The organism is Streptomyces bugieae (assembly GCF_036352915.1).
GTDB classification, from domain to species: Bacteria; Actinomycetota; Actinomycetes; order Streptomycetales; family Streptomycetaceae; genus Streptomyces; species Streptomyces endophytica.
In genome coordinates this window covers 68,672-91,099 of record NZ_JAZBJP010000033.1, presented here as the reverse complement: position 1 = coordinate 91,099, position 22,428 = coordinate 68,672, and the positions used below count along the sequence as shown (strand labels likewise).

Annotated in this window: 22 protein-coding genes and 1 pseudogene; 7 read left to right on the top strand and 16 right to left on the bottom strand. The window is 73.0% G+C overall.

Annotated elements, in window-relative coordinates; all coding sequences use genetic code 11:
• Nucleotides 1-124: 124 nt before the first annotated feature.
• The 5 genes and pseudogenes from V2J85_RS33185 to V2J85_RS33165 form a co-directional block, all read right to left on the bottom strand.
• Nucleotides 125-478: pseudogene (locus V2J85_RS33185) on the bottom strand (transposase); the annotation flags it as partial.
• 154 nt (nt 479-632) lie between these two features.
• Nucleotides 633-1,592 (bottom strand): RNA polymerase sigma factor SigF, encoded by a 960-nt coding sequence (locus V2J85_RS33180; RefSeq protein WP_261957436.1) that lies wholly within the window; start codon nt 1,590-1,592, stop codon nt 633-635.
• A 43-nt stretch (nt 1,593-1,635) separates the two neighbouring features.
• Nucleotides 1,636-2,049, bottom strand: a complete 414-nt coding sequence (locus V2J85_RS33175) for an ATP-binding protein (RefSeq protein WP_030413515.1) — start codon at nt 2,047-2,049, stop codon at nt 1,636-1,638.
• A 291-nt stretch (nt 2,050-2,340) separates the two neighbouring features.
• Nucleotides 2,341-2,829, bottom strand: coding sequence for a GNAT family N-acetyltransferase (locus V2J85_RS33170; protein WP_330823649.1), 489 nt, complete (start codon nt 2,827-2,829; stop codon nt 2,341-2,343).
• 64 nt (nt 2,830-2,893) lie between these two features.
• Nucleotides 2,894-3,154 carry a UBP-type zinc finger domain-containing protein gene (locus V2J85_RS33165; protein ID WP_261955765.1) on the bottom strand — a complete coding sequence of 87 codons (261 nt, stop codon included), beginning with the start codon at nt 3,152-3,154 and terminating at the stop codon, nt 2,894-2,896.
• Nucleotides 3,155-3,213: 59 nt separating this feature from the next.
• Between V2J85_RS33165 and V2J85_RS33160 the strand changes: the two genes are divergently transcribed.
• Nucleotides 3,214-4,815: a Na+/H+ antiporter gene (locus tag V2J85_RS33160; RefSeq protein ID WP_330823648.1), complete on the top strand. Its 1,602-nt coding sequence runs from the start codon at nt 3,214-3,216 to the stop codon at nt 4,813-4,815.
• A 19-nt stretch (nt 4,816-4,834) separates the two neighbouring features.
• Here V2J85_RS33160 and V2J85_RS33155 read toward each other — a convergent pair whose 3' ends face one another.
• From V2J85_RS33155 to V2J85_RS33145, 3 genes are all read right to left on the bottom strand, one after another.
• A complete protein-coding gene (locus V2J85_RS33155; protein WP_419836856.1) occupies nt 4,835-5,767 on the bottom strand; it encodes a 1-aminocyclopropane-1-carboxylate deaminase/D-cysteine desulfhydrase in 933 nt (310 codons plus the stop codon).
• Nucleotides 5,768-5,855: 88 nt separating this feature from the next.
• Complete coding sequence (locus V2J85_RS33150; RefSeq protein ID WP_261955762.1) at nt 5,856-6,446, bottom strand: N-acetylmuramoyl-L-alanine amidase; 591 nt, start codon at nt 6,444-6,446, stop codon at nt 5,856-5,858.
• A 220-nt stretch (nt 6,447-6,666) separates the two neighbouring features.
• Complete coding sequence (locus V2J85_RS33145) at nt 6,667-6,900, bottom strand: hypothetical protein (RefSeq protein WP_261955761.1); 234 nt, start codon at nt 6,898-6,900, stop codon at nt 6,667-6,669.
• A gap of 136 nt (nt 6,901-7,036) precedes the next feature.
• Here V2J85_RS33145 and V2J85_RS33140 point away from each other — a divergent pair, with 136 nt between their 5' ends.
• From V2J85_RS33140 to V2J85_RS33130, 3 genes are all read left to right on the top strand, one after another.
• Nucleotides 7,037-7,771 (top strand): helix-turn-helix transcriptional regulator, encoded by a 735-nt coding sequence (locus V2J85_RS33140; RefSeq protein ID WP_330823652.1) that lies wholly within the window; start codon nt 7,037-7,039, stop codon nt 7,769-7,771.
• Nucleotides 7,772-7,780: 9 nt separating this feature from the next.
• Nucleotides 7,781-8,761, top strand: a complete 981-nt coding sequence (locus V2J85_RS33135; protein WP_330823646.1) for a glutaminase — start codon at nt 7,781-7,783, stop codon at nt 8,759-8,761.
• 111 nt (nt 8,762-8,872) lie between these two features.
• Nucleotides 8,873-9,100: a hypothetical protein gene (locus V2J85_RS33130; RefSeq protein WP_261955759.1), complete on the top strand. Its 228-nt coding sequence runs from the start codon at nt 8,873-8,875 to the stop codon at nt 9,098-9,100.
• A gap of 18 nt (nt 9,101-9,118) precedes the next feature.
• Here the strand turns inward: V2J85_RS33130 and V2J85_RS33125 are convergent, their stop codons facing one another.
• From V2J85_RS33125 to V2J85_RS33110, 4 genes are all read right to left on the bottom strand, one after another.
• A complete protein-coding gene (locus tag V2J85_RS33125) occupies nt 9,119-9,565 on the bottom strand; it encodes a VOC family protein (RefSeq protein WP_330823645.1) in 447 nt (148 codons plus the stop codon).
• 98 nt (nt 9,566-9,663) lie between these two features.
• On the bottom strand, nt 9,664-10,602 hold the full coding sequence (locus V2J85_RS33120) for a beta-ketoacyl-ACP synthase III (RefSeq protein WP_261955757.1): 939 nt from the start codon (nt 10,600-10,602) through the stop codon (nt 9,664-9,666).
• Between the two features lie 267 nt (nt 10,603-10,869).
• On the bottom strand, nt 10,870-13,155 hold the full coding sequence (locus V2J85_RS33115) for a heavy metal translocating P-type ATPase (RefSeq protein WP_261955756.1): 2,286 nt from the start codon (nt 13,153-13,155) through the stop codon (nt 10,870-10,872).
• A 97-nt stretch (nt 13,156-13,252) separates the two neighbouring features.
• Nucleotides 13,253-14,284: a helix-turn-helix transcriptional regulator gene (locus tag V2J85_RS33110; RefSeq protein WP_261955755.1), complete on the bottom strand. Its 1,032-nt coding sequence runs from the start codon at nt 14,282-14,284 to the stop codon at nt 13,253-13,255.
• Nucleotides 14,285-14,407: 123 nt separating this feature from the next.
• Between V2J85_RS33110 and V2J85_RS33105 the strand changes: the two genes are divergently transcribed.
• The gene (locus V2J85_RS33105; RefSeq protein ID WP_261957434.1) at nt 14,408-15,934 is read left to right on the top strand and encodes an MFS transporter; all 1,527 of its coding nucleotides are present in this window, start codon (nt 14,408-14,410) and stop codon (nt 15,932-15,934) included.
• A 92-nt stretch (nt 15,935-16,026) separates the two neighbouring features.
• On the top strand, nt 16,027-17,112 hold the full coding sequence (locus V2J85_RS33100; RefSeq protein ID WP_261957433.1) for a magnesium and cobalt transport protein CorA: 1,086 nt from the start codon (nt 16,027-16,029) through the stop codon (nt 17,110-17,112).
• 252 nt (nt 17,113-17,364) lie between these two features.
• Here the strand turns inward: V2J85_RS33100 and V2J85_RS33095 are convergent, their stop codons facing one another.
• The 3 genes from V2J85_RS33095 to snpA all read right to left on the bottom strand — a co-directional run bounded on the left by V2J85_RS33095 (nt 17,365) and on the right by snpA (nt 20,426).
• The gene (locus V2J85_RS33095; protein ID WP_419836855.1) at nt 17,365-18,615 is read right to left on the bottom strand and encodes a CynX/NimT family MFS transporter; all 1,251 of its coding nucleotides are present in this window, start codon (nt 18,613-18,615) and stop codon (nt 17,365-17,367) included.
• Nucleotides 18,612-19,340: a FadR/GntR family transcriptional regulator gene (locus V2J85_RS33090; protein WP_330823644.1), complete on the bottom strand. Its 729-nt coding sequence runs from the start codon at nt 19,338-19,340 to the stop codon at nt 18,612-18,614. The genes V2J85_RS33095 and V2J85_RS33090 overlap by 4 nt, the downstream gene beginning before the upstream one ends.
• A 417-nt stretch (nt 19,341-19,757) precedes the next feature.
• Complete coding sequence (snpA, locus tag V2J85_RS33085; protein WP_261955753.1) at nt 19,758-20,426, bottom strand: snapalysin; 669 nt, start codon at nt 20,424-20,426, stop codon at nt 19,758-19,760.
• Nucleotides 20,427-20,644: 218 nt separating this feature from the next.
• Here snpA and V2J85_RS33080 point away from each other — a divergent pair, with 218 nt between their 5' ends.
• Nucleotides 20,645-21,604 (top strand): LysR family transcriptional regulator, encoded by a 960-nt coding sequence (locus tag V2J85_RS33080; protein WP_261955752.1) that lies wholly within the window; start codon nt 20,645-20,647, stop codon nt 21,602-21,604.
• 363 nt (nt 21,605-21,967) lie between these two features.
• Here V2J85_RS33080 and sodN read toward each other — a convergent pair whose 3' ends face one another.
• The gene (sodN, locus tag V2J85_RS33075; RefSeq protein WP_261955751.1) at nt 21,968-22,363 is read right to left on the bottom strand and encodes a superoxide dismutase, Ni; all 396 of its coding nucleotides are present in this window, start codon (nt 22,361-22,363) and stop codon (nt 21,968-21,970) included.
• Between the last annotated feature and the right edge of the window lie 65 nt (nt 22,364-22,428).

The following is a 22,428-nucleotide window of genomic DNA, read 5'->3' as shown; positions in this document are numbered from 1 at the left end:
CACCGCGTCGCGGTCACCCCGCTACCCGGAACCCCGGCCCGCACCCTCGCCCAACTACAAGCCCGCCTACCGTCATGCGACGACACCTGCACAGATCAACTCTGACAGTTATTTAGGCACAAGCCCCGGCCGTCCCGGAGTACTGTCGCTGGACCCCGGCCGACTTGGTGCCCTTCTTCACAAAGCCGGTGTCGTCGCCGATGAGGATCCCGTCCTTGGCTCCGATGGTTTCCACGACGAAGTCGCGGACATCGTCACGGACGGCGTTCTCGTCCCAGTCCGAGTGGTTCAGCAGCCGCTGGACGCCGTCCGGGCGGAGCTGGCCGACCTGCTCGGCCAGCGTCCAGCCGTTCTTCCTCTCCAAAGGGGCCAGTAGACCCCGCAGATAGTCCAAAGCTCGGTCTCGTGGCTCTGACCTGCCGAAACGATGCCCGAAGCGGGCATGCAAATCCGCTATCCCCTCGGACCACGACTCGATCTGCTCAACCGTCAGCGACTTCTCACACAGTCACACCAACGAGCCCCAGCCCACACGGTCACACCACCTGCGGTTGCAGTACTAGGGGGTCCGAGCGCCCCCTACGGGGCCTCAACGGGGTGGGGCGGGAGGGTATTCCCGTGGCTACCGTCGGTCACTCCTCCACGAGGAGCTTGTCGCGGAGTTGGGCCAGGGTGCGGGCCAGCAGGCGGGAGACGTGCATCTGGGAGATGCCGACCTCCTGCGCGATCTGGGACTGGGTCATGTTGCCGAAGAAGCGGAGGAGGAGGATCTTCTTCTCGCGCGGCGGGAGGTCCTCCAGCAGCGGCTTGAGGGACTCGCGGTACTCGACGCCCTCCAGCGCCTCGTCCTCCGCGCCGAGGGTGTCGGCGACGGCCGGCGACTCGTCGTCGGTGTCCGGGACGTCCAGGGAGAGCGTGCTGTAGGCGTTGGCCGACTCCAGGCCCTCCAGGACCTCTTCCTCGGAGATCGACAGGTGCTCGGCCAGCTCGTGCACCGTGGGTGCCCGGCCGTGCCGCTGGGAGAGCTCGGCGGTCGCCGTCGTCAGGGACAGCCGCAGCTCCTGGAGGCGACGCGGGACGCGGACCGCCCAGCCCTTGTCGCGGAAGTGCCGCTTGATCTCGCCGACGACCGTGGGCGTGGCGTACGTGGAGAACTCCACGCCGCGCTCCGGGTCGAACCGGTCCACCGACTTGATCAGGCCGATGGTGGCGACCTGGGTCAGGTCGTCGAGGGGCTCGCCGCGGTTGCGGAACCGCCGGGCCAGGTGCTCGACGAGCGGGAGGTGCATGCGGACGAGGGTGTTGCGCAGCTCCGCGCGCTCCGGTGAGCCGTCGGGCAGCTTGCGCAGCTCGTAGAACATCGCCCGGGCGCCGTTGCGGTCCTGTGGCTCCTGGGAATGCTGTGGTTCCTGCAGCGTGTCGTCGGGAGCCGGCGCATCATGCCGATGCGCCTGCTGCCCTTGCTGCTCGCTCTGGTCCATGTGGTCCGCCCGCTCTGCCTGCTCCGCCGCGTCCAACCGGCCGCCGTGGTCGTCTACGCCCACCGGATGCGGCCGGGCCTGCTGACCGGGGATGGTCGCACTGGACGCCATCCGCCCGCCGCGTTCGAGATCTTTCACGGGGCCCCCTGTTCGGTCATGACGGTCCGGGACCGGCGCCGCGCTCCTTGTACAGACTGATGGTGACCGTACGGTCCTCGGCGACGGTGGAATCGACCTTGCCGGCCAGTGCGGAGAGCACCGTCCAGGCGAAGGTGTCGCGCTCCGGGGCGCGGCCGTCGGTCGTCGGGGCGGACACGGTCACCTGCAGTGCGTCGTCGATCAGGCGGAAGACGCAGCTCAGCACACTGCCGGAGACGGCCTGTTGCAGCAGGATCGCGCAGGCCTCGTCGACCGCGATGCGCAGATCCTCGATCTCGTCGAGGGTGAAGTCCAAGCGGGCTGCGAGCCCGGCCGTGGCCGTACGCAGCACGGACAGGTAGGCACCCGCAGCGGGCAGACGGACTTCCACGAAGTCCTGAGTCCCGGGCTCGCCTGCGATCTGGGACACCCTCACCTCCAAGGTGGCACAAGCTGGTTGAGCTGGAATACGCGATATTCGCGCGGTTGGGGATATTTCGCGCCGGTTCTTTCTCCCCTCCGATGAAAGGAGAACGATCCGGCGCGGCACATGGTTCGGCTGTGACGCTATCGCGATCTGCGGGCCGATGTCGCCCGGAAGAGGCACGACCGCTCTCCGGGCGGCGAACGCCCCGCATCGCCGGACCTCCCCGCTGTCACTGATTGTAAATCCACGGGTACGGACAGTGGCTAGGGGTGTGCACCGCCAAATCGTGGGCGATTACCCTCCGTTGACGCGTGATGCGCCCGCGAGGTTGTGCAGTGCCTCTCCAGTGAGCCGGAAGACCGTCCATTCGTCCATGGGCCGGGCACCGATCGACCGGTAAAAACCGATGGACGGTTCATTCCAATCCAGGACTGACCACTCGAAACGCTCATACCCGCGGGCCACGCAGATCTCCGCGAGGGCGGCCAGCAGCGCCTTGCCGTGTCCGCCGCCGCGCGCCTCGGGGCGGACGTAGAGGTCCTCCAGATAGACACCGTGCGTGCCCGTCCAGGTCGAGAAGTTCCGGAACCACAGGGCAAAGCCCACCGGAGTGCCATCGGCCTCGGCGATCAGCGCGAAGGCCGCCGGCTGCGGCCCGAAGAGCGCCTCCTTCAGCTGCGGCTCGGTGGCCCGGGCGGCCTCGGGGGCACGTTCGTAGGCGGCCAGCTCGCCGATCATGGCGAGGAGGACGGGGACGTCGTCGGGGGTTGCTTCGCGGATCATTCTTGAAGGCTAAACGGACGCCGGGGAACACCTCACGCCGTTTTTCCCACACCCCGCTCTCACCTCAGACCAGTATCTGGTCGACGAAACACCAGCGCCAGGAGTCGCCCGGCTCGAAAGTCCGCATCACCGGATGCCCGGTCTCCTGGAAATGCCCCGTCGCATGCCGGTACGGCGAGGAATCGCAGCAGCCGACGTGTCCGCAGACCAGGCACAGCCGCAGCTGTACGGGATGGCTGCCGACCGCCTCGCACTCCCGGCAGGTGGCGCTCAGCGGCGCCGGTTCGGCGCGCGGAAGTCCGGCAACGTGCGTGCACTCGCTCATGATGGCCAGGTTAGATCGCCGGGACGGTCGGCGACGGGGTGAGGGGACGGAACGGGCAGATGGCTGTGATGTCGCTGTTCTTGCTGGTCGCGGGGAGCGCTGCGGTCGCCGGGCTGGCGCGCCGGACGCCGGTGCCGGCACCCCTGCTGCTCGTGGCCGCCGGGCTCGCCGCGTCGTACATCCCCGGCCTGCCGGACTACACCCTCGATCCGCACATCCTGCTGCCGCTGGTGCTGCCCCCGCTGCTGCACACCGCGGCGCTGGACAGCTCCTATCTGGACCTGCGGGCCAATGTGCGGCCGGTGGCGCTGCTGTCGGTGGGCTACGTGCTGTTCGCGACGCTGGTGGTCGGGTACGCGGCCTACCTCCTCGTCCCGGACCTGCCGCTGACCTCGGCGCTGGTCCTGGGGGCGGTCGTCGCCCCGCCGGACGCCGTCGCGGCCACCGCCATCGCCCGCCGGCTCGGGCTGCCGCACCGGATCACCACGATCCTGCAGGGCGAATCCCTGGTCAACGACGCCACCGCGATCACCGCCTACAAGGTGGCGGTGGCCGCGGCCGTCGGCGCCGGCGCCACCTGGGGCGACGGGATCAAGGAGTTCGCCCTGGCGTCCCTGGGCGGCATCGGCATCGGGGTCGTCCTGATGGTGCCGCTGCACTGGCTGCGCGTCCGGCTGCGGGAGTCCGCGCTGCTGGAGAACACCCTCTCGCTGCTCATCCCGTTCGTCGCCTACGCCGCGGCCGAGCAGGTCGGCGCCTCCGGCGTGCTCGCCGTCGTCGTGGTGGGCCTCTACCTGGGGCACCGGTCCTGGCAGGTCGACTTCGAGACCCGGCTCCAGGAGGACGCCGTCTGGAAGGTGATCTCCTTCCTGCTGGAGTCCGCGGTCTTCGCGCTGATCGGGCTCCAGCTGCCGGTCGTGGCGCGCGGTCTGGGGGCGTACGGGGCGGGCCCGGCGCTGGCGTACGCGGCCGTGGTCTTCGTCGTCGTGGTCGGGGCCCGCTTCGTGTGGGTCTTCCCCGCGACCTTCCTGCCGCGGCTGCTGTCCGCCCGGATCCGCGCCCGCGAGCCCGGGGTGAACTGGACCGCGCCGGTGATCGTCGGCTGGGCCGGGATGCGCGGGGTGGTGTCGCTGGCCATCGCGTTCTCGGTGCCGGCCACCGTGCAGAGCGGCGGGCCCTTCCCGGGGCGCGACCTGGTGCTCTTCCTGACCTTCACCACCGTCATCGGCACCCTCGTCGTCCAGGGCCTGACCCTGCCCGTACTGATCCGCGCCCTGCGGCTGCCCGGCCGGGACGCGCAGGCCGAGACGCTGGCCGAGGCGCAGGCCCAGAACGAGGCGTCCCGGGCCGCCGAGGAACGCCTCACGGAACTGCTCAGGGACGAGCGCAACGCGCTGCCCGGCCCGCTCTCGGACCGGCTGCGCACCGTCATGGAACGGCGCCGCAACTCCGTGTGGGAGCGGCTCGGCGCGGTCAACGAGGTGACCGGGGAGTCCGCCGACGAGACCTACCGGCGGCTGGCCCGGGAAATGATCGACACCGAGCGGCGGGTCTTCGTCCGGCTGCGGGACGCCCGGCGGATCGACGACGAGATGCTGCGCACGCTGCTGCGCCGGCTCGACCTGGAGGAGGCCACGGCGTACCGGGAGGGCACCTCCTGACGCCGGTCGGCACGCGGCCTCACGGCGCGCCGGTGATCACCGCGGCGACCGTGCTGCCGGCCGGGAACGCGCCCTCCTCGGCCAGCGTGGTCAGCCCGTACAGCAGCTTCGCGACGTAGACCCGCTCCAGCGGCAGGCCGTGCCGCCGCTCGAAGGCGTCCGCGAACGCGTCCAGTTCGGGCGTGCGGCGGGCGTAACCGCCGCAGTGGAAGCGGTCCTCCAGCCGCCAGTCGCCGCGCGGCCCGCCGAACGCCGCCCGCTGCAGCTCCTCGACGGTCCCCTGGAGGAAGTGCGGGCGGCCGCCCTTCAGCACGGCGAAGCCGAGGGCCCGCCGGCCCGGGCCCAGCCCCGCGGCGAGACCGGCCAGGGTGCCGCCCGTGCCGCAGGCCACCCCGACCGTGTCCGCCACCCCGCGCAGCTCCCGGCCCAGCTCCGTACAGCCTTGTGCGGCAAGGGCGTTGCTGCCGCCCTCGGGGAGGACGTGGAACGCGCCGAACCGGTCGTGCAGGGCGGCCAGCACCGCCGGCTCGGACTTGCGCCGGTAGCTGTCCCGGTCGAGGAAGTGCAGCCGCATCCCGTCGGCGGCGCAGCGGGCCAGCGACGGATTGAGCGGGGCACCGGCCAGCTCGTCGCCGCGGACCACACCGATGGTGCCGAACCCCAGCAGCCGGCCGGCGGCCGCGGTCGCCCGCAGATGGTTGGAGTAGGCCCCGCCGAACGTCAGCAACGTCCGCGCCCCCGCCGCGGCGGCAGTCCGCAGGTTCGGCTCCAGCTTGCGCCACTTGTTCCCCGGCAGATCCGGGTGGATCAGATCGTCCCGCTTGAGCACCAACCGCACCCCGCGCCGCGCGAACGCCCCGTCCTCGACCTCCTGGAGGGGGGAGGGCAGGCGGGGGTGGAGGGCCCGGAGGCCGGGCAGCGGGTCGGGGGCGGGGCCGGTCACAGGGCCCATTGTCGCCGGGGCGTGCGACACCGTCCCGGCCCCCCTGCAAGAACCGGGCGGGCACGCTGCTCGTGCCGGCCCGGCGCCCGCCGGCCGGTCACTTCAGGCGGGCGGCGATGTGGTCGCGTAGGGAGGCCATGGTGAAGCCGTGGGGGTCGATCTTGCCCGGTTGCCATTCCAGGTGGCCGATCACCGAGCGTTCGGTCCAGCCGTGGGCCCGGCAGACGGCCGCCGCGGCCTTTTCCAGGGCCGCCATCTGGGCCTCGGGCCAGGGGTCGTCGCCGTCGCCGAGGTTCTCGCACTCGAAGCCGTAGAAGGCGCGGTTGCCGTCGGTGTCGGCCTCGTTGTCCGGGGGCAGCCGCTTCTCCGCGATCACCGCGCGCAGTACGTCACCGTCGCCCAGGCCCGCGTGGTTGGCGCGGCCGTAGCCCACCAGGTGCACCGTGCCGTCCTTGGTGATCACGCCGTGGCAGAGCGGCCCCGGCAGGTCGGGCCGGCCGTCGTGGCACATCTTGACCGTGCGCTCGGACCCGGACGTCGCGGTGTGGTGCACCATCACGCCGTGCACCGGGCCCCACGGCCCCTTGCTGTTGCGGTTGTGCTTCTCCCAGCCGTCGACCTCGACGACCCGCACGCCCTCGGCCTTGAGCGCCGCGAGGAAGCGGGCGGCGGACAGCGGTTCGGACATGGCCACTCCGATACGGAACACGGCGGCCGCCGTCCGCGCACCGCCTGCTGTCTCGCTTGTACGGGATGGCGGCGCGCAGGTGGAGGGGAACGCAAAAAAACGGATCGGTCGTTCGGTGGTTGTACGAGCGGTTTCGGCCGAGGCGGTGCGCGGCGCCGGGCGGGCTCCGCCTCCCGCGCCCCGCCGCTCGCGTCCGCCGCCGTCCGCGGGCCGTTGTCCGTTACCCGTGCAGGAACGCGTCGCCGTGTGCGCTGATGTGTGCTTCGAGGGCGGTGAGCGCCTGCTGGGTCGCGTCGGGCGTACCGCTGCCCCGCTTCTCTGCGTAGTACGCGGCGCCCAGCTTCTTCAGCAGGTCGCTGCCGGCCCGGTGGTGCTGCACCTCTTCGACCTTCTGCTTGCCCTGGTTGAGCGCGCTCTGCGCCTGCTCCTTGGCGCGGTCCAGAAACCCTGACATCTGCCACCTCCGTGCGGTCCGTGTCGTAAGGGATCAACGGCGCGGACGGCCGTGGGGTTCCCGTGCCAGGCTGGGGGACGTGGGTGAACGGCGCGACACGGATGAGCCGGCCGGCGTAGTGGTCGGCGTACTCGACGTGCCCGAGGCACCTCGGGGGTACCGGGAGCGGGCGTCGCGGGTGGCCGGTGCGGTGCTGTGGACCAACACCACCGGGCCGTCGCCGCGCCCCGTACTCCCCGACGGCTGCACGGACCTGATCTGGAGTGAGGGCCGGCTGCTGGTGGCGGGTCCGGACACCGGGCCGCACCACCCCGGTGGCGTGCCACCCGGCACCGGCTACACCGGGCTGCGGTTCGCGCCGGGCCGGGGTCCCGCCGTCTTCGGCGTACCGGCGCACGAACTGCGCGACCGGCGCGTCCCGTTGGCGGACCTGTGGCCCGCGGCGCAGGTACGGGAGCTGACCGAGCGGGCGGCGGAGCAGGCGGCGGCGCGGGTGGCGACGGGGGTGGGCCGGGTGCTGGAGGAGGCCGCCGGGGGGCGGCTGCGGCAGGCCGCGGCGGCGCCCGGGGGTGACGCCCGGACCGCCGCCGTCGCCGCGGCGCTGGCCCGCGGCCGGCCGGTGGCCGAGGTCGCCCGGGCGGTCGCGCTCGGCGAACGCCAGCTGCACCGCCTGAGCCTGGACGCGTTCGGCTACGGCCCCAAGACGCTCGCCCGGGTGCTCCGCTTCGTGCGCGCCCTGGACCTGGCGCGCACCGGGATGCCGTACGCACAGGTCGCCGTGCGCGCGGGATACGCGGACCAGGCCCACCTCGCCCGCGAGGTGAAGTCGTTGGCGGGGGCCCCGATGGGGGTGCTGCTCGGCTCGGGTTAGCGTGTGCGCATGGACTACCAGGCCGTTCTCGAGGAGGTAGCGGCCCACGCCAGGCCGTACGTGGGACAGGGACAGGTCGCCGACTACATACCGGCGCTGGAGCGGGTGTCCGCGGACCGGTTCGGGATCGCGGTCGCCGACATACACGGCGCGGTGTACGGGGTCGGCGACTGGGAGGTCCCGTTCTCCGTGCAGTCCATCTCCAAGGCGTTCTCGCTGGCGCTGGTGATGGCCCAGAGCCACGGCAGCCAGGGCGGCGACGGCAACCACGGCGCTCCCGGCGGCAACCGGGCTCCCGGTGGTCCGGGTGCGGACGACATCTGGAAGCGGGTCGGCCGCGAGCCGTCGGGTACGCCGTTCAATTCGCTGGTCCAGCTGGAGGCGGAGAACGGCATTCCGCGCAATCCGTTCATCAACGCCGGCGCGCTGGTCGTCACCGACCGGCTGCAGACCCTCACCGGCGACGCCAGCACCTCGATGCTGCACTTCCTGCGGGAGGAGAGCGGTAACCCCGATCTGGCCTTCGACCAGGCGGTGGCCGACTCCGAGGCCGAGCACGGCGACCGCAACGCCGCCCTCGCGCACTTCATGGCGTCCTTCGGCAACCTGGAGAACCCGGTCCCCAGCGTCATCCAGCACTACTTCTGGCAGTGCTCCATCGAGATGAGCTGCCGCGACCTGGCCGTGGCCGGCGGCTTCCTGGCCCGCCACGGGCTGCGCGCCGACGGCAGCCGGCTGCTGGACGCCCGGGAGGCCAAGCGGATCAACGCGGTGATGCTGACCTGCGGCACGTACGACGCGGCCGGGGAGTTCGCCTACCGGGTCGGGCTGCCCGCCAAGAGCGGCGTCGGCGGCGGCATCATCGCCGTGATCCCGGGCCGCTGCACGCTGTGCGTCTGGAGCCCGGGCCTGGACGCCCGCGGCAACTCCGTCGCGGGCGCCGCGGCGCTGGACCACTTCACCACGCTGACCGGCTGGTCGGTGTTCTGAGCGGCGGGCGGATCGCGGGCCCGGCCCGGTTCCGGGCACCGGCCGGCCGGGCCGGCTGCCGTTGTGGCCCCCGACCCGCTGGCGCATCGTAAGGGTAGGAGGTGGACCGCCATGGAGCACGAGATCCGCGCCGAGTACGAGGAAGGTCTGCTGCCGCACGAGGACACGCCGGTCAAGCTCTGGCACATGACGCGCATCGGCACCACCACCGCGATGTGCGGACGGGACCTGGCTCCGGCCGCCGCCACCCAGTCGGCCGAATCCTGGGGCACGCCGAAGGCCGAGCCGTTCTGCTTCCTGTGCGGCGCGCAGTACCTGCGGGAGCAGCCCGGGCACTAGCGGCGCCCGGGGTGGCCCCTACACCTCCGGCCCGTCGCCCTGCCGCTGCGGCAGCGGCGCGAACAGGTCCACCCCGTGGCCGTCCGGGTCCTGGACGACGGCGTAGCGCTGGCCCCAGAAGGCGTCCCACGGCGGCTTCTCGCCCCGGTGGCCGGCGGCGGTGAGGTCGGCGTAGAGCGCGTCGACGCCGGCCGGGCCGTCGCACTCGAAGGCCAGCCCCCTCGGGGTGCCGGCCGGCGGTGGCGTCCAGTCCGGGTCGATGGCGCGGGCGGTGGCGTACGAGTCCCACATCAGCCGCAGGCCGCCGGGCAGCTCGGCCTCGGCGTGCGGGGCGGTGTCCGACCCGGGCGGGATCACCAGGCCCAGCCGTCGGTAGAAGGCGAGGGCGGCGGCCATGTCGGCGACCACCATGCCGAAGGCGGCGCAGCGCGGGGAGCCGGGGGAAGGGGGAGGAGTAGTCGTCATGCGGCGAGCGTAGAAAGGCCGCCGGGCCGGGGTCTTGAACGAATCGGACGCCGGCCGGCGAGCCCTGCGGCCGAAGCCTCCCGGCCGGCCTGCACCCCTCAGGGGCAGCGGATGATCTGCCCCGCGTACGAGAGGTTGCCGCCGAAGGCGAACAGCAGCACCGGGGCGCCGGCGGGGATCTCGCGGCGTTCGACCAGCTTGGACAGGGCCAGCGGGACGGACGCGGCGGAGGTGTTGCCGGAGTCGACGACGTCCTTGGCGACCACCGCGTTGACCGCGCCGAGCCGCTCCGCGACCGGCTCGATGATCCGCAGGTTCGCCTGGTGGAGCACCACCCCGGCGAGGTCGGCGGGCGCGATCCCGGAGCGTTCGCAGACCTGGCGGGCGATGGCCGGCAGCTGGGTCGTCGCCCAGCGGTAGACGGTCTGGCCCTCCTGGGAGAACCGGCCGGGCTCGCCCTCGATGCGGACCGCACCGCCCATCTCGGGCACCGAGCCCCACAGCACCGGCCCGATCTCCGGCTCGTCCGCCGCGGTGACGACCGCGGCGCCCGCCCCGTCGCCGGCCAGCACGCAGGTCGTCCGGTCCGTCCAGTCGATCACGTTGGTGAACTTCTCCGCGCCGATGACCAGGGCCGTGGTCGCGGAGCCGGCCCGGATGGCCTGGTCGGCCAGGGCCAGTGCGTGCGTGAAGCCGGAGCAGACGACGTTGACGTCCATCGTGGCGGGCGAGCCGAGGCCGAGCCGGGCGGCGACCCGGGCCGCGGCGTTCGGGCTGCGGTCGACGGCCGTGCAGGTGGCGACCAGCACCAGGTCGACGTCGGCGGGGGCGACCCCGCCGGCGGCCAGGGCCTTCGCCGCCGCGGCGGCCGCCATCGCGTCCACGGTCTCGTCCGGGGCCGCGATGTGCCGGGTGCGGATGCCGACCCGGCTGCGGATCCAGGCGTCGTCGGTCTCGACCATCGCGGCGAGGTCGTCGTTGGTGAGCACGCGGGAGGGCTGGTAATGGCCGAGAGCCAGGACGCGTGACCCGGTCATGAGGTCTCCCTGTACGTGGAGCGTTGGTACGCGGATCGGGGCTGCGCCGACGGTCGGGGCGCGGGCGGCCGGTGTGGCCGGCCGGTGCGTGGACTGTCGGTACGTGGATGTTCGTTTCCGCACCAGTCTCACCCGCCGGCGCCGGCCGGCGGGTGAGCGATCCGCCAATGTTCCGGCGCCAGAACTGGAGACTGGCGCCAGAACCGGGACGTCGGGGCAGGTCCGGAGGCCGGGGGCGGTCCCGGGACGACGCGGCGGGTCCGCCGGTCAGCCGCGGGCGGCCGCGCCGTCCAGGGCCCGGAAGCGGCGCAGCCGGAGGCTGTTGCCGACCACGAAGACCGAGGAGAAGGCCATCGCGGCACCGGCGATCATCGGGTTGAGCAGCCCGGCCGCGGCCAGCGGCAGCGCGGCGACGTTGTAGCCGAACGCCCAGAACAGGTTGGTGCGGATGGTGCCCAGGGTGGCCCGGGCCAGCCGGATCGCGTCGGCGGCGGTGCGCAGATCGCCGCGGACGAGGGTGAGGTCGCCGGCCTCGATGGCGGCGTCCGTGCCGGTGCCCATGGCCAGGCCCAGGTCGGCGCGGGCCAGGGCGGCCGCGTCGTTGACGCCGTCGCCGACCATGGCGACCGAACGGCCCTCGGCCTGCAGCCGTGCGACCACCGCCACCTTGTCCTCGGGCAGCACCTCCGCGATCACCTCGTCGATGCCGACCTCGGCGGCGACCGACTCCGCGACCGCCCGGTGGTCGCCGGTCAGCAGCACCGGCGTCAGGCCCAGCGCCCGCAGCCGGCGGACCGCCTCCGCGCTGGTGGGCCGGACCGCGTCGGCGACCACCAGCACCGCCCGCGCCGCGCCGTCCCAGCCGACGGTGACCGCGGTGCGGCCACGCGCCTCGGCCGCGGCCTTCGCGGCGGCCAGCCCGTCCGGCAGCCCCGGGGACCACTCGTCCAGCAGCTGCGTGCGGCCCACCAGGACGGTGTGCCCCTCGACGACCCCGCGGACGCCGAGGCCGGGGACGCTGGTGAACTCCTCCGGGGTGGGCAGGGCCCCGACGCGGGCCGCGGCGCCGGTGGCGACGGCCCGGGCGATCGGGTGCTCGGAGGCGTGCTCCAGCGCGCCGGCCAGCCGCAGCGCCTCGGTCTCCGTCACGCCCTCGGCGAGGTGCACCTCGCCGAGCGTCATCACGCCCGTGGTGACCGTGCCGGTCTTGTCCAGCACGATGGTGTCCACCGCACGGGTCGACTCCAGCACCTCGGGCCCCTTCAGCAGGATGCCCAGCTGGGCGCCGCGCCCCGTGCCGACCATCAGCGCGGTCGGGGTGGCGAGTCCCAGGGCGCACGGGCAGGCGATGATCAGGACGGCGACCGCCGCGGTGAAGGCGGCCACCGCGCCCGCGCCGGTGGCGAGCCAGTAGCCGAGCGTGCCGGCGGCGAGCGCGATCACGACCGGGACGAACACGGCGGAGATCCGGTCGGCCAGCCGCTGCGCCGCGGCCTTCCCGTTCTGCGCCTCCTCCACCAGCCGCGCCATCCGGGCCAGCTGGGTGTCCGCACCGACCCGGGTGGCCTCGACGACCAGCCGGCCGCCCGCGTTGACCGTCGCGCCCGTGACGGTGTCGCCGGGGGAGACCTCGACCGGGACGGACTCGCCGGTGAGCATCGACGCGTCCACGGCGGAGGCGCCCTCCACCACCTTCCCGTCGGTGGCGATCTTCTCGCCGGGCCGTACGACGAACCGGTCGCCGACGCGCAGCTCCGCCACCGCGACGCGCACTTCCCGGCCGTCCCGCAGGACCGCGACGTCCTTGGCGCCGAGCTCCATCAGGGCACGCAGCGCCGCCCCGGCCTTCCGCTTGGACCGCGCCTCGAAATAGCGCCCGGCCAGGATGAAGGTGGTGACGCCGGCCGCGGCCTCCAGGTAGATGGCGCTGCTGCCGCCGGTGCGGGTGATGGTGAGCGTGAAGGGGTGGGTCATCCCGGGCATCCCGGCGTCACCGAAGAACAGCGCCCACACCGACCAGCCGAGCGCCGCCAGGGTGCCCATCGAGATCAGGGTGTCCATCGTGGCGGCGCCGTGCCGCAGGTTCGTCCAGGCCGCCCGGTGGAACGGCCAGGCGCCGTACGCCACCACCGGGGCGGCCAGGGTGAGCGAGAGCCACTGCCAGTTGGTGAACTGCAGCGGCGGCACCATCGCCATCAGGACCACCGGGACGGACAGCGCGAGCGAGACCAGCAGGCGGTGCCGCAGCAGGGAGAGGTCGCCGTCGGGCTCCCCGTCCGCCCCCGCCGGCCCGTCGCCCGGCGGCTCGGCGGCCGCCGGGGGCTCGGGGACCGCGGCGGTGTAGCCGGTCCGCTCCACGGTGGCGATCAGGTCCGCGGCGGTGACCCCGCTGCCCTCCGCGACCGCGACCCGCGCCTTCTCGGTGGCGTAGTTGACGGTGGCGGTGACGCCCTCCATGCGGTTGAGCTTCTTCTCGATGCGGGCGGCGCAGGACGCGCAGGTCATCCCGCCGATCTCCAGCTCGACGCCGTGCTCTCCGATCGCGGTGGTCATAGCTGCTCCTCGGTGTGCTGCGACTGCGTACCACGCCTGCGCGTTCCCCGTATCGAACGTTATACCCCCCTAGGGTATTCCGCTGCAGCGTATCCCCTCACGCCGCGCCCCCGTCCGCCGGGTTCCCGCCCGTGGCGCTCCCGTCCCCCGGGGCGCCGCCCGGCCCGCCACCGTCCACCGACCGGCTCACCCGCTCGCCCATCGCCCGCAGGAACGCGGACAGCTCCGCCGGCTCGTGCACCGTGAACGGGCACCCCAGCAGCGCCAGCCGCATCGCCAGCCACTCCAGCGAATCGGGCGCGCTGTGCCAGCGGCACGACCCCTCGTCCAGCGGCACGACCTCGCCCGCCGCCGGCCCGCCCAGCCGCGCGGTCACCTCCCCGGCCGGTGCGTACACCGTGGCCACCGCCCGGTGCGCCGGGGCCATCCCCTGCATCCGCTCCCGCACGTACGCCCCCGCGTCGGCGGCCGGCAGCTCGCGCGGCGGGGTCCGCACGCCGGTGGCGAACGGCTCGCTCAGCCGGTCCACCCGGAAGATCCGCCAGTCGTCCCGGTCGTTGTCGTACGCCACGAGGTACCAGCGCCGGCCCGCCGCCACCAGCCGGTGCGGCTCCACCAGGCGCTTGCTCCGCTCCCCGGCGCCCGCCCGGTAGGCGAAGCGCAGCCGCTCGTGGTTGGCGATCGCCGCGGCGAGCACCGTCAGATGCTCCGGATCGACGGTCGGACCGTCCCCGGCCGGCATCGGGACGGTGGCCGTGCCCAGCGTGCCCACCCGGCGCCGCAGCCGGGCCGGCAGCACCTGCTCCAGCTTGGCCAGCGCCCGTACGGACGCCTCCTCGATGCCCGCGATGGCGTGGCCGGCCGCCGACCGCAGGCCCACCGCGATGGCCACGGCCTCCTCGTCGTCCAGCAGCAGCGGCGGCATCGCGGTCCCCGCCGCCAGCCGGTACCCGCCCACCGCACCCATCGTGGCGTGCACCGGATACCCCAGGTCCCGCAGCCGCTCGACGTCCCGCCGGATCGTACGGGAGGTCACCCCCAGCCGCTCCGCCAGCTCCGGCCCGGGCCATTCGCGCGGGGTCTGCAGCAGGGACAGCAGATTCAGCAGACGTGCCGATGTCTCACTCATGCCCCGATGATGCCGCAGGTAGTAGGACGGTCTCTGTCCTACATAACCCCTAGTGTCGTCGAAGACGTCCACACGCCACCGCTCGCGGACGCCGCACCACCGACCACGGACCCGGAGTACGCCATGCCCACGCCCGCCCCCGCCGCGCCCGACCGCAGACGCTGGACAGCGCTCGCCATCGTCCTCACGGCCGCCTTCATGGACCTGGTCGACGCGACCATCGTCAACATCGCGCTGCCGAGCATCCAGCAGGACACCGGCGCCACCTTCAGCGCCCTGCAGTGGGTGACCGCCGGCTACGCCCTCGCCTTCGCGCTCGGCCTGATCACCGGCGGCCGGCTCGGCGACATCTACGGCCGCAAGCGGCTGTTCCTGCTCGGCATGGCCGGCTTCACGCTCGCCTCCGCACTGTGCGGATGCGCCGCCGGCCCGGGCATGCTGATCGGCGCACGGGTGCTCCAGGGCGCGATGGCCGCGCTGATGGTGCCGCAGGTACTCGCGATCATCCACGTCACCTTCCCCGCGCACGAACGCGGCAAGGTCTTCGGGATGTTCGGCGCGGTGATCGGCCTGGGCGCGGTCTGCGGGCCGCTGATCGGCGCGCTGCTCACCCAGGGCGACCTCTTCGGCCTGGAATGGCGCCCGATCTTCCTGATCAACCTCCCGGTCGGCGTCGCCGGCATCCTGCTCGGCCGCCGCTTCATCACCGAGTCCCGCTCCCCGGGCGCGCTGCGCCTCGACCTCGTCGGCACCGCGCTCGCCACCGTCGGCCTGCTGATGCTGCTCTACCCGCTCACTCAGGGCCGGGAGTCCGGCTGGCCGCTGTGGGGCTTCGTCTCGATGGGCGCCGCCCCGCTCGTCCTGGCCGCCTTCGTCCGCTACGAGCGCGCCAAGGCCCGCAAGGACGGCTCGCCGCTCGTCGAACTCTCCCTCTTCCGGGTCCGGTCCTTCGCGGCGGGCGCCGCCGTCCAGCTCACCTTCGGCGCGGTCAGCGGCCTGTTCTTCCTGATCTGGACGCTCTTCATGCAGCTGGGGCTGGGCTGGGGGCCGCTGCACGCCGGGCTGACCGGGGTGCCGTTCTCGCTCGCCTGCTCGGTCGCGGCCGGGATGTCGGTGCAGAAGCTGGTGCCGCGCTTCGGCCGCGCGGTCCTGCAGGCCGGCGCGCTGATCATGCTGTCCGGCGCCCTGCTCTACATCTGGGAGGCCGACCACTACGGCACCGCCCTCACGTCCTGGCAGATGGCGCCGGCGATGCTGCTGATGGGCGCCGGCATGGGCCTGATCGTCGCGCCGGTCACCGATGTGGCGATCTCCGAGGTGCCGGCCGCGCACTCCGGCTCGGCGTCCGGCATCTTCAACACCACGGGCCAGCTGGGCATGGCGCTCGGCCTGGGGCTCTCGTCGGTGGCGTTCTTCGGGGCCGTCGGCGGGACGGGGGAGTCCGGCGGTGGGGCGGCCGCGCCCGGTGCCGCGCACCCCGCGTTCATCGCCGCCACCATCCACGCCCTGTGGTGGGTCGCGGCCGGCCTGGTCCTCGTCCTGGCCCTGCTGTTCCTGCTCCCGCGCCGGGCCCGCACCCCGCGGACGGAGCCGCAGGACGCATCTGAGCGCGCGGCGGAGGAGCGCCCGCAGCCGGTCCCGGTCTCCTGACGCACGGCCCGGGGCGGCGTCCGCGGGGAGCAAAAACACCCGCTTTGGCATACCGTTCCCGGGCGCCCGCAGGCCATACTGGCCGGGTGTCGATGATCAGCAACCTCCGCAAGGCCGTCCGGCTGCCGCAGCCGCGTACGCGCGGGGTGGACCTCAGCCACCCCGCGCGCTCGCCGTTGGGAACCGCCGTGGTCAACTGCGCGGTGTACGTCGACGGCGTGCGGCAGGACGGCAACCAGCCGGCCGATGTGGCGATACGCCGGGTACGGGAGTCCGGCAGGGGATTTGTCTGGATCGGGCTGCATGAGCCCTCCGAGAAGGAATTCGCCGGAATTGTCGACCTGTTCGGGCTGCATCCGCTCGCCGTCGAGGACGCCGTGTACGCCCACCAGCGCCCCAAGCTGGAGCACTACGACGACTCGCTGTTCACCGTGCTGAAGACGGTCCGCTACGTCGAGCACGACCGGCTCACCGACAGCAGCGAGGTGGTGGAGACCGGCGAGATCATGGTCTTCACCGGCATCGACTTCGTGATCACCGTCCGGCACGGCGGGCACGGCTCGCTCGGGCCGCTGCGCGAGCAACTGGAGCGGGTGCCCGAGCAGTTGGCGCTCGGCCCGTCCGTCGTCCTGCACGCCGTCGCCGACCTCGTCGTGGACGACTACCTCGACGTCACGGCCGCCGTCCAGGTCGACATCGACGACGTCGAGAGCGAGGTCTTCTCGGAACGCGGCAGCGGCGGCGCCGGCCGGATCTACCAGCTCAAGCGCGAGCTGCTGGAACTCAAGCGCGCGGTGGCCCCGTTGGACCGGCCGATGCGGGAGCTGGCGTCCCGGCCGATGCGGGAGGTCGACCCGCAGATCAAGACGTACTTCCGGGACGTCGCCGACCACCTCGCCCGGGTCACCGAGCAGATCACGGCCTTCGACGAACTGCTCAACTCCATACTCCAGGCCCATCTCGCCCAGGTCACCGTCGCGCAGAACGAGGACATGCGCAAGATCAGCGCCTGGGTCGCCATCCTCGCCGTACCGACCATGGTCTGCGGCATCTACGGCATGAACTTCGAGTACATGCCGGAGAAGCACTGGACGTTCGGCTATCCGCTGGTGATGGCCCTGACCGTGGTCATCTGCTGGGTGATCCACCGCGGGTTCAAACGGAACGGGTGGCTCTAGCCGGGGCGTCCGGGGCAGGCATCCGCGGGAGCGCGCCCCGGGGCACGCGGAGCACGCGGAGCACGCCCCGCCGATTCATCCCCCGGCCACGGGAATACCCTCCCGCCCCGCCCCGTTGTGGCCCCGCAGGGGGCGCTCGCATCCCCTACGGGATCTGTTCGCCCCCCGCCCTAGGGGCCAGTTCCGCAAAGCCCGTTCCGTCGGGCCCGTTCCGCCGGGCCAGTTCCGCAAAGCCCGTTCCGCCGGCCCCGTTCAGCGTCCCGCCACGTACCGGTGCCGGGCCGCGCCCCATGCGGCCGCGATCTGCGGGAGCAGCAGGGCCAGCAGGACCGTCAGCGGGACCGTCCAGCTGCCGGAGGCGTCGTGTACGGCGCCCAGGACGGCCGGGCCGGTGGCGGCGAGGACGTAGCCGAAGCACTGCGCCATGCTGGAGAGCTGGGCGGTGTGCCGGGCGTCCGGGGCCCGCTGGACGATGAACAGCAGCGCCAGGCTGATCGCCGCGCCCTGGCCGAGCCCCAGCAGCACCATCCAGACGTACGCCCCGCCGACCGGCGCGGTCAGCACGCCGGTGAACGCCGCCGCGCACAGCAGCGCGCCCAGGGTGGCCAGCGTGCCGGCCGACAGCCGGCGGCCGACGATCACCGGCGCGAGGAACGACCCCGCGATGCCCAGCAGCGAGGAGAACGACAGCATCCAGCCGGCCTCGCCCGCGCTCGTCCCGGCGTCGGTGAGCATCGTCGGCAGCCAGGCGGCGGCCGCGTAGTAACTCAGCGACTGCAGGCCCATGTACGCGGTGACCTGCCAGGCCAGCGCGGAGCGCCACAGTCCGCGCACCGGACGGTCGGCCTCCCGGGCCGCGGCCGCCGTCACCCGGGTACGGCTGCGCACCTGCGGCAGCCAGCAGACCAGGGCGACCAGCGCGAGTGCGCCCCAACACGCCAGCGTGGCCTGCCAGTTCAGGCCGGCGGCGTGCTGGACCGGGACCGTGACACCGGCCGCGAGCGCCGCGCCGCCGAAGAGCGACATCGAGTACAGACCGGTCATCAGCCCGGCCCGGGCCGCGAAGTCCCGCTTGATCAGGCCCGGCAGCAGGACGTTGGCCACCGCGATCCCGGCCCCGATCACGACCGTCCCGGCGAACAGCGCCACCACCGAGTCCAGCAGCCGCAACGCCGTCCCCAGGCAGATCAGCGCCATCGTGCCGAGCAGCGACCGCTCCATGCCGAACCGGCGTCCCAGCCGCGGCGCGACCGGGGCCAGCAGCCCGAAGCAGAGCAGCGGCAGCGCGGTGAGCAGGCTCGTCGCGGCGGCCGACATCCCGCTGTCGTCCCGGATGGTGCCGGCGAGCGGGGAGACCGCGACCAGCGCGGGACGCAGGTTCAGCGCCAGCAGGACGACGCCGGCACCGAGGTGGAGGGCGCGGCGGCCGGTGGCTCCGGGGCCCGCGGCCGGCGGCGCGGGCGGCGCCGGGGCGGTGCGGGTGGCGGTCCGGTCGATGGTCACTGCGGGTCGTCCTCCGTGCGGTCCGGGCCCGCGACGGCGCCGTCGCGCAGGGCCGCCATGCCCTCGCTCAGATGCGCCAGCGCCGCCCGCTCGGCGGCCTCCGCGTCGCCCGCCTCGATGGCGTCGACGATGGCCTCGTGCGCGTCGTACTGGTTGCGGACGGAATCGGGGACCGGGGCGCCGACGACCGACTGGAGCGTGGCCCGCAGGGCGTCGCTGAGGTGGTCGTAGAGGTCGGCGAGGACGCTGTTGTGGGCCGCGGCGGCGATGGTGCGGTGGAAGTCCAGGTCCGCGTCGATGAAGGCGGGCAGGTCGCCGCCGCGCCAGGCCCGGTCGCGCTCGGCGAGGGCGGTGCGCAGCGCGGCGAGGTCCTCGTCGGTGCGGCGCAGTGCGGCGTACCGTGCGGCGTCGCGCTCCAGCGAGGCGCGCACCTCGAACGTCTCCAGGTCGCCGGCCCGCCGCAGCCGGCGCTGTACGGCGGCGCCGAAGCCGCTGCTGGCGCGGACGTAGGTCCCGTCGCCCTGGCGCGGCTCCAGCATCCCGGTGTGGACCAGGGCGCGCACCGCCTCGCGGACGGTGTTGCGTCCCACGTCGAGCTGCTCGACGAGTACGGGCTCGGCGGGGATCTTCGTCCCGACCGGCCACTCCCCGCCGGCGATCAGGCCCTCCATCTGCTCGATGACCAGGTCCACCAGGTTCGTCCGGGCGGTGCTGCGCAGCGGCATCGACGGCGTCCTTCCCTCACGGCCGGAGCTCGGTCCGGCCCCATTCCACCGGTGATGGGAACATCCCATGTTTGTGGGTGTCAAATGAGGACGACGCGATCGACGGGGGCGAGCCCGATGTACGAGGGCGGGCCCGATCGATGAGGTCCGGCATGTTCGGGAGGTACCCAAGGGGCCCGAGGGCCGTCGCCTCCGGGAGGCACATGAACGAGCGACGGGGCCCGGGCACGAAGAAGCGGTGGGGCTCGGGAAGAGCCCCACCGCAAGGGCGGCGCAGGAACTGCGAGGGCTGGTGGGGATACGAGAGCCGGCCGCCAGGTTCCGGTACTCGTCAGCCCCAGGCCGTGTGCGCGGACCGTCCACTGTGAGCACGGTCCGGTCCGCCGGCCACCGCCGAACTCGGGGTGCGATGCGGCGTCAGGAGGCCTTGCCGAAGTGGACGCCCGCCAGGCCGTTGGCCCACAGCTGCTCCACCTGGGCGCGCTCGTTCGCGTCCGGCTGGGTGTTCTGGCAGGACGTGCCGGGGCCGCCGCCGGACATCAGCTCGCTGCACGGACCCTCGTAGTGGTCCGGCAGGCCCAGCACATGGCCGGTCTCGTGGGCGGCCACGCGGGTGGAGTTGTACTCCTGGTTCTGCTGGTAGTCCAGGAACACATAGCCCTTGCCGTGGCCGTCGGTGCTGGCGTACGACCCCCGCGGGTCGTTGCCCTCGCGGTACTGGAAGTCGCCGCCGCTGCCCTCCTGCAGCTGCACGTTCTTGACGGCGCTGTTCCAGATCGACGCGCTCTCGGCTATCTGGCTCTTGAAGGTCGGTGCGGCACTCGCGTCATAGGTCACGGTGACCGATTCCGCGTGCGGGTGGGCCTTGAACTTGGCCCGCGCCGACTTCATCACGGCCTCGAAGAACGCCTTGGTGTCCGCCTTCTCGGCCGCCGAGCCGTTGTAGGCGGCGATCGAGGCCGGGGTGCTGAGGTGGGAGGAGTGGGTGGAGGAGGGGGAAGCTGCCGAAACCGGCGCCGCGGCTGCGAGCGCGGCGGCGAGGCCCAGACCGAGCGCCGCCGACAGCGCCGTCTTGGGAGATCTCATGTGGGGGCTCCTTCATCTCCGAGGGCCGTACGGTCGCCGTGTGGGGCGGCGACCGGGGCCCTGCGGATTTCTTGGTGCCGTTGAGTCTGGACGGACTTCACCCGCAGGACGGAGATGTTAGGTGGGGATAGCTTGGCCCAATACCCTCGCGAAAAAGGCGAGTTCCGGTGGGTTTGAGAGCCTGGTGTGACGGATGCCCTCGTCGTTATGCTCCGGGCGTGGAGCTAGAGGTACGGCATCTTCGCGCACTGTGCGCCATCGCGGACTCCGGCAGCGTACGCAAGGCGGCCCGGCAACTCGGCATGACCCAGCCCTCCTTGACGACACAGCTCCACCGCATCGAGAAGGCCCTCGGGGGCCAGCTCTTCTTCCGCGAACCGACCGGCAGCCGACCCACCCCGCTGGGCCATGCGGTGCTGTGCCGGGCCCGGCCGATAGTGGCCGAAATGCGGGCGCTTGTCGACGAGGTCGCGTCGGTCTCGCACCGTGCACAGGGCGCCCGGCTGCACATCGGCAGCACCAACAGCCCTGCGGTCGCCGGCTGGCTGCGCCGGCTACGGGTCCGGCTGCCCGAAACGGACACGACCATACGTACCGATGTGTCCGCCAACGCCTTGCTGCACATGGTCGTCACGGGCCAGCTCGACGCCGCGTTCGTGCACGAGGTCGAGGGCGCCCCGCTGCGCGTCCCGGACGGTCTGGTCGCACACGAACTCATCGCCCGCGAGCCGCAGTTCATCGCCCTGGCCGACAGCCATCCGGCGGCCGCACAGGACGTCGTTCGGGTCGCCGACCTCGCCGAGGACCAGTGGATGGTCGACCCGACGGTGGACGGCGAATGGGCCGGTTTGCGCCGTATATGGGCGGCGGCCGGAATCAACCCCCGGGTCGTGCACGGCGATTACCTCACCGCCGTGGACCTGGTCACGGCCGGCGAGGTGGTCACCCCCTGCCAGCCGACCGCCCGCTCCCGGCACGGCATGGCCATCCGCCCCCTGTACGGCGACCCGCTGGCGGTCCGGCTCTTCATGGCCTGCCGCCAGGACGGCACCCCGGCCGGCACCCCGGACGAGCTGTTCGCCGACCTGACCGCCTCGTACATGGAGATCGCCTGGGCGAGCGACGCCTACCGTGCCTGGCTCGCCCGGCACGACCCGCCGCTGCCGGTGGCGACGTAGGGACCTCCCCGGGTGTCACACCCCGGCGCCCGCCGGCTCGTCCACCCGCCGGACCCGCCGGCGGGCATCGCGTTCTCGTCGGTCCTGAGCAGTGTCATGAAGCGCAGGGCGGCCTCCCCTGTCCGTGTCGCGTCGCCCCCGCGGCGCCCGCCCGGCCCCTGCCCGGTGGCCGGATCGCACCCCTTACCCACCCGGCGAACGGCCCCATCCACGACCGACACCGCCCGGAATACGCTTTCGGGGCAAAGAAGACCGCACCCGCCCCCGCCACCCCGCGCGGGGCGGGTGGTGGCGGGACGGGTGCGGTCGCGGGACGCGGGCCGGGTTCCGCCGCGCGGAGCGGGCGGCCGGCCGGGCCGTGAGTCAGGCCTTCTTGGTCTCCCAGAAGATCCGGTCGATCTCGGCGATGAGCTCCAGCGCCTTCTCGCCCGTCTTCGGATCGTTGGAACCCTTGGCCGCGCTGAGGGCCTTGAGGGTGTCGTTCACGAGCTGGTGCAGCTCGGGGTACTTCTCGAAGTGCGGGGGCTTGAAGTAGTCGCTCCACAGCACCGAGACGTGGTGCTTGGCCAGCTCCGCGCGCTGCTCCTTGATCAGGACGGCGCGGGTGCGGAAGTCCGGGTCCTCGTTGGCCTGGTACTTCTCCTGGACGGCCTTGACCGACTCGGCCTCGATGCGGGCCTGGGCCGGGTCGTAGACGCCGCAGGGCAGGTCGCAGTGGGCGCTGACCTTGACCTTGGGCGCGAACAGGCGGGAGAGCATGTGCAGTCCTTCCTCGTGATCGTCTTCTCAGGGGCGAGATTACTCGGTGCGGGAAGGCTTTTCTC

What these genes read in the sequence shown, in the direction of transcription:
- V2J85_RS33180 (WP_261957436.1), bottom strand. Translation starts at nt 1,592, where the DNA reads ATGGCGTCCAGTGCGACCATCCCCGGTCAGCAGGCCCGGCCGCATCCG.
- V2J85_RS33170 (WP_330823649.1), bottom strand. Translation starts at nt 2,829, where the DNA reads ATGATCCGCGAAGCAACCCCCGACGACGTCCCCGTCCTCCTCGCCATG.
- V2J85_RS33165 (WP_261955765.1), bottom strand. Translation starts at nt 3,154, where the DNA reads ATGAGCGAGTGCACGCACGTTGCCGGACTTCCGCGCGCCGAACCGGCG.
- V2J85_RS33160 (WP_330823648.1), top strand. Translation starts at nt 3,214, where the DNA reads ATGGCTGTGATGTCGCTGTTCTTGCTGGTCGCGGGGAGCGCTGCGGTC.
- V2J85_RS33155 (WP_419836856.1), bottom strand. Translation starts at nt 5,767, where the DNA reads ATGGGCCCTGTGACCGGCCCCGCCCCCGACCCGCTGCCCGGCCTCCGG.
- V2J85_RS33150 (WP_261955762.1), bottom strand. Translation starts at nt 6,446, where the DNA reads ATGTCCGAACCGCTGTCCGCCGCCCGCTTCCTCGCGGCGCTCAAGGCC.
- V2J85_RS33145 (WP_261955761.1), bottom strand. Translation starts at nt 6,900, where the DNA reads ATGTCAGGGTTTCTGGACCGCGCCAAGGAGCAGGCGCAGAGCGCGCTC.
- V2J85_RS33135 (WP_330823646.1), top strand. Translation starts at nt 7,781, where the DNA reads ATGGACTACCAGGCCGTTCTCGAGGAGGTAGCGGCCCACGCCAGGCCG.
- V2J85_RS33130 (WP_261955759.1), top strand. Translation starts at nt 8,873, where the DNA reads ATGGAGCACGAGATCCGCGCCGAGTACGAGGAAGGTCTGCTGCCGCAC.
- V2J85_RS33125 (WP_330823645.1), bottom strand. Translation starts at nt 9,565, where the DNA reads ATGACGACTACTCCTCCCCCTTCCCCCGGCTCCCCGCGCTGCGCCGCC.
- V2J85_RS33120 (WP_261955757.1), bottom strand. Translation starts at nt 10,602, where the DNA reads ATGACCGGGTCACGCGTCCTGGCTCTCGGCCATTACCAGCCCTCCCGC.
- V2J85_RS33115 (WP_261955756.1), bottom strand. Translation starts at nt 13,155, where the DNA reads ATGACCACCGCGATCGGAGAGCACGGCGTCGAGCTGGAGATCGGCGGG.
- V2J85_RS33110 (WP_261955755.1), bottom strand. Translation starts at nt 14,284, where the DNA reads ATGAGTGAGACATCGGCACGTCTGCTGAATCTGCTGTCCCTGCTGCAG.
- V2J85_RS33105 (WP_261957434.1), top strand. Translation starts at nt 14,408, where the DNA reads ATGCCCACGCCCGCCCCCGCCGCGCCCGACCGCAGACGCTGGACAGCG.
- V2J85_RS33100 (WP_261957433.1), top strand. Translation starts at nt 16,027, where the DNA reads ATGATCAGCAACCTCCGCAAGGCCGTCCGGCTGCCGCAGCCGCGTACG.
- V2J85_RS33090 (WP_330823644.1), bottom strand. Translation starts at nt 19,340, where the DNA reads ATGCCGCTGCGCAGCACCGCCCGGACGAACCTGGTGGACCTGGTCATC.
- snpA (WP_261955753.1), bottom strand. Translation starts at nt 20,426, where the DNA reads ATGAGATCTCCCAAGACGGCGCTGTCGGCGGCGCTCGGTCTGGGCCTC.
- sodN (WP_261955751.1), bottom strand. Translation starts at nt 22,363, where the DNA reads ATGCTCTCCCGCCTGTTCGCGCCCAAGGTCAAGGTCAGCGCCCACTGC.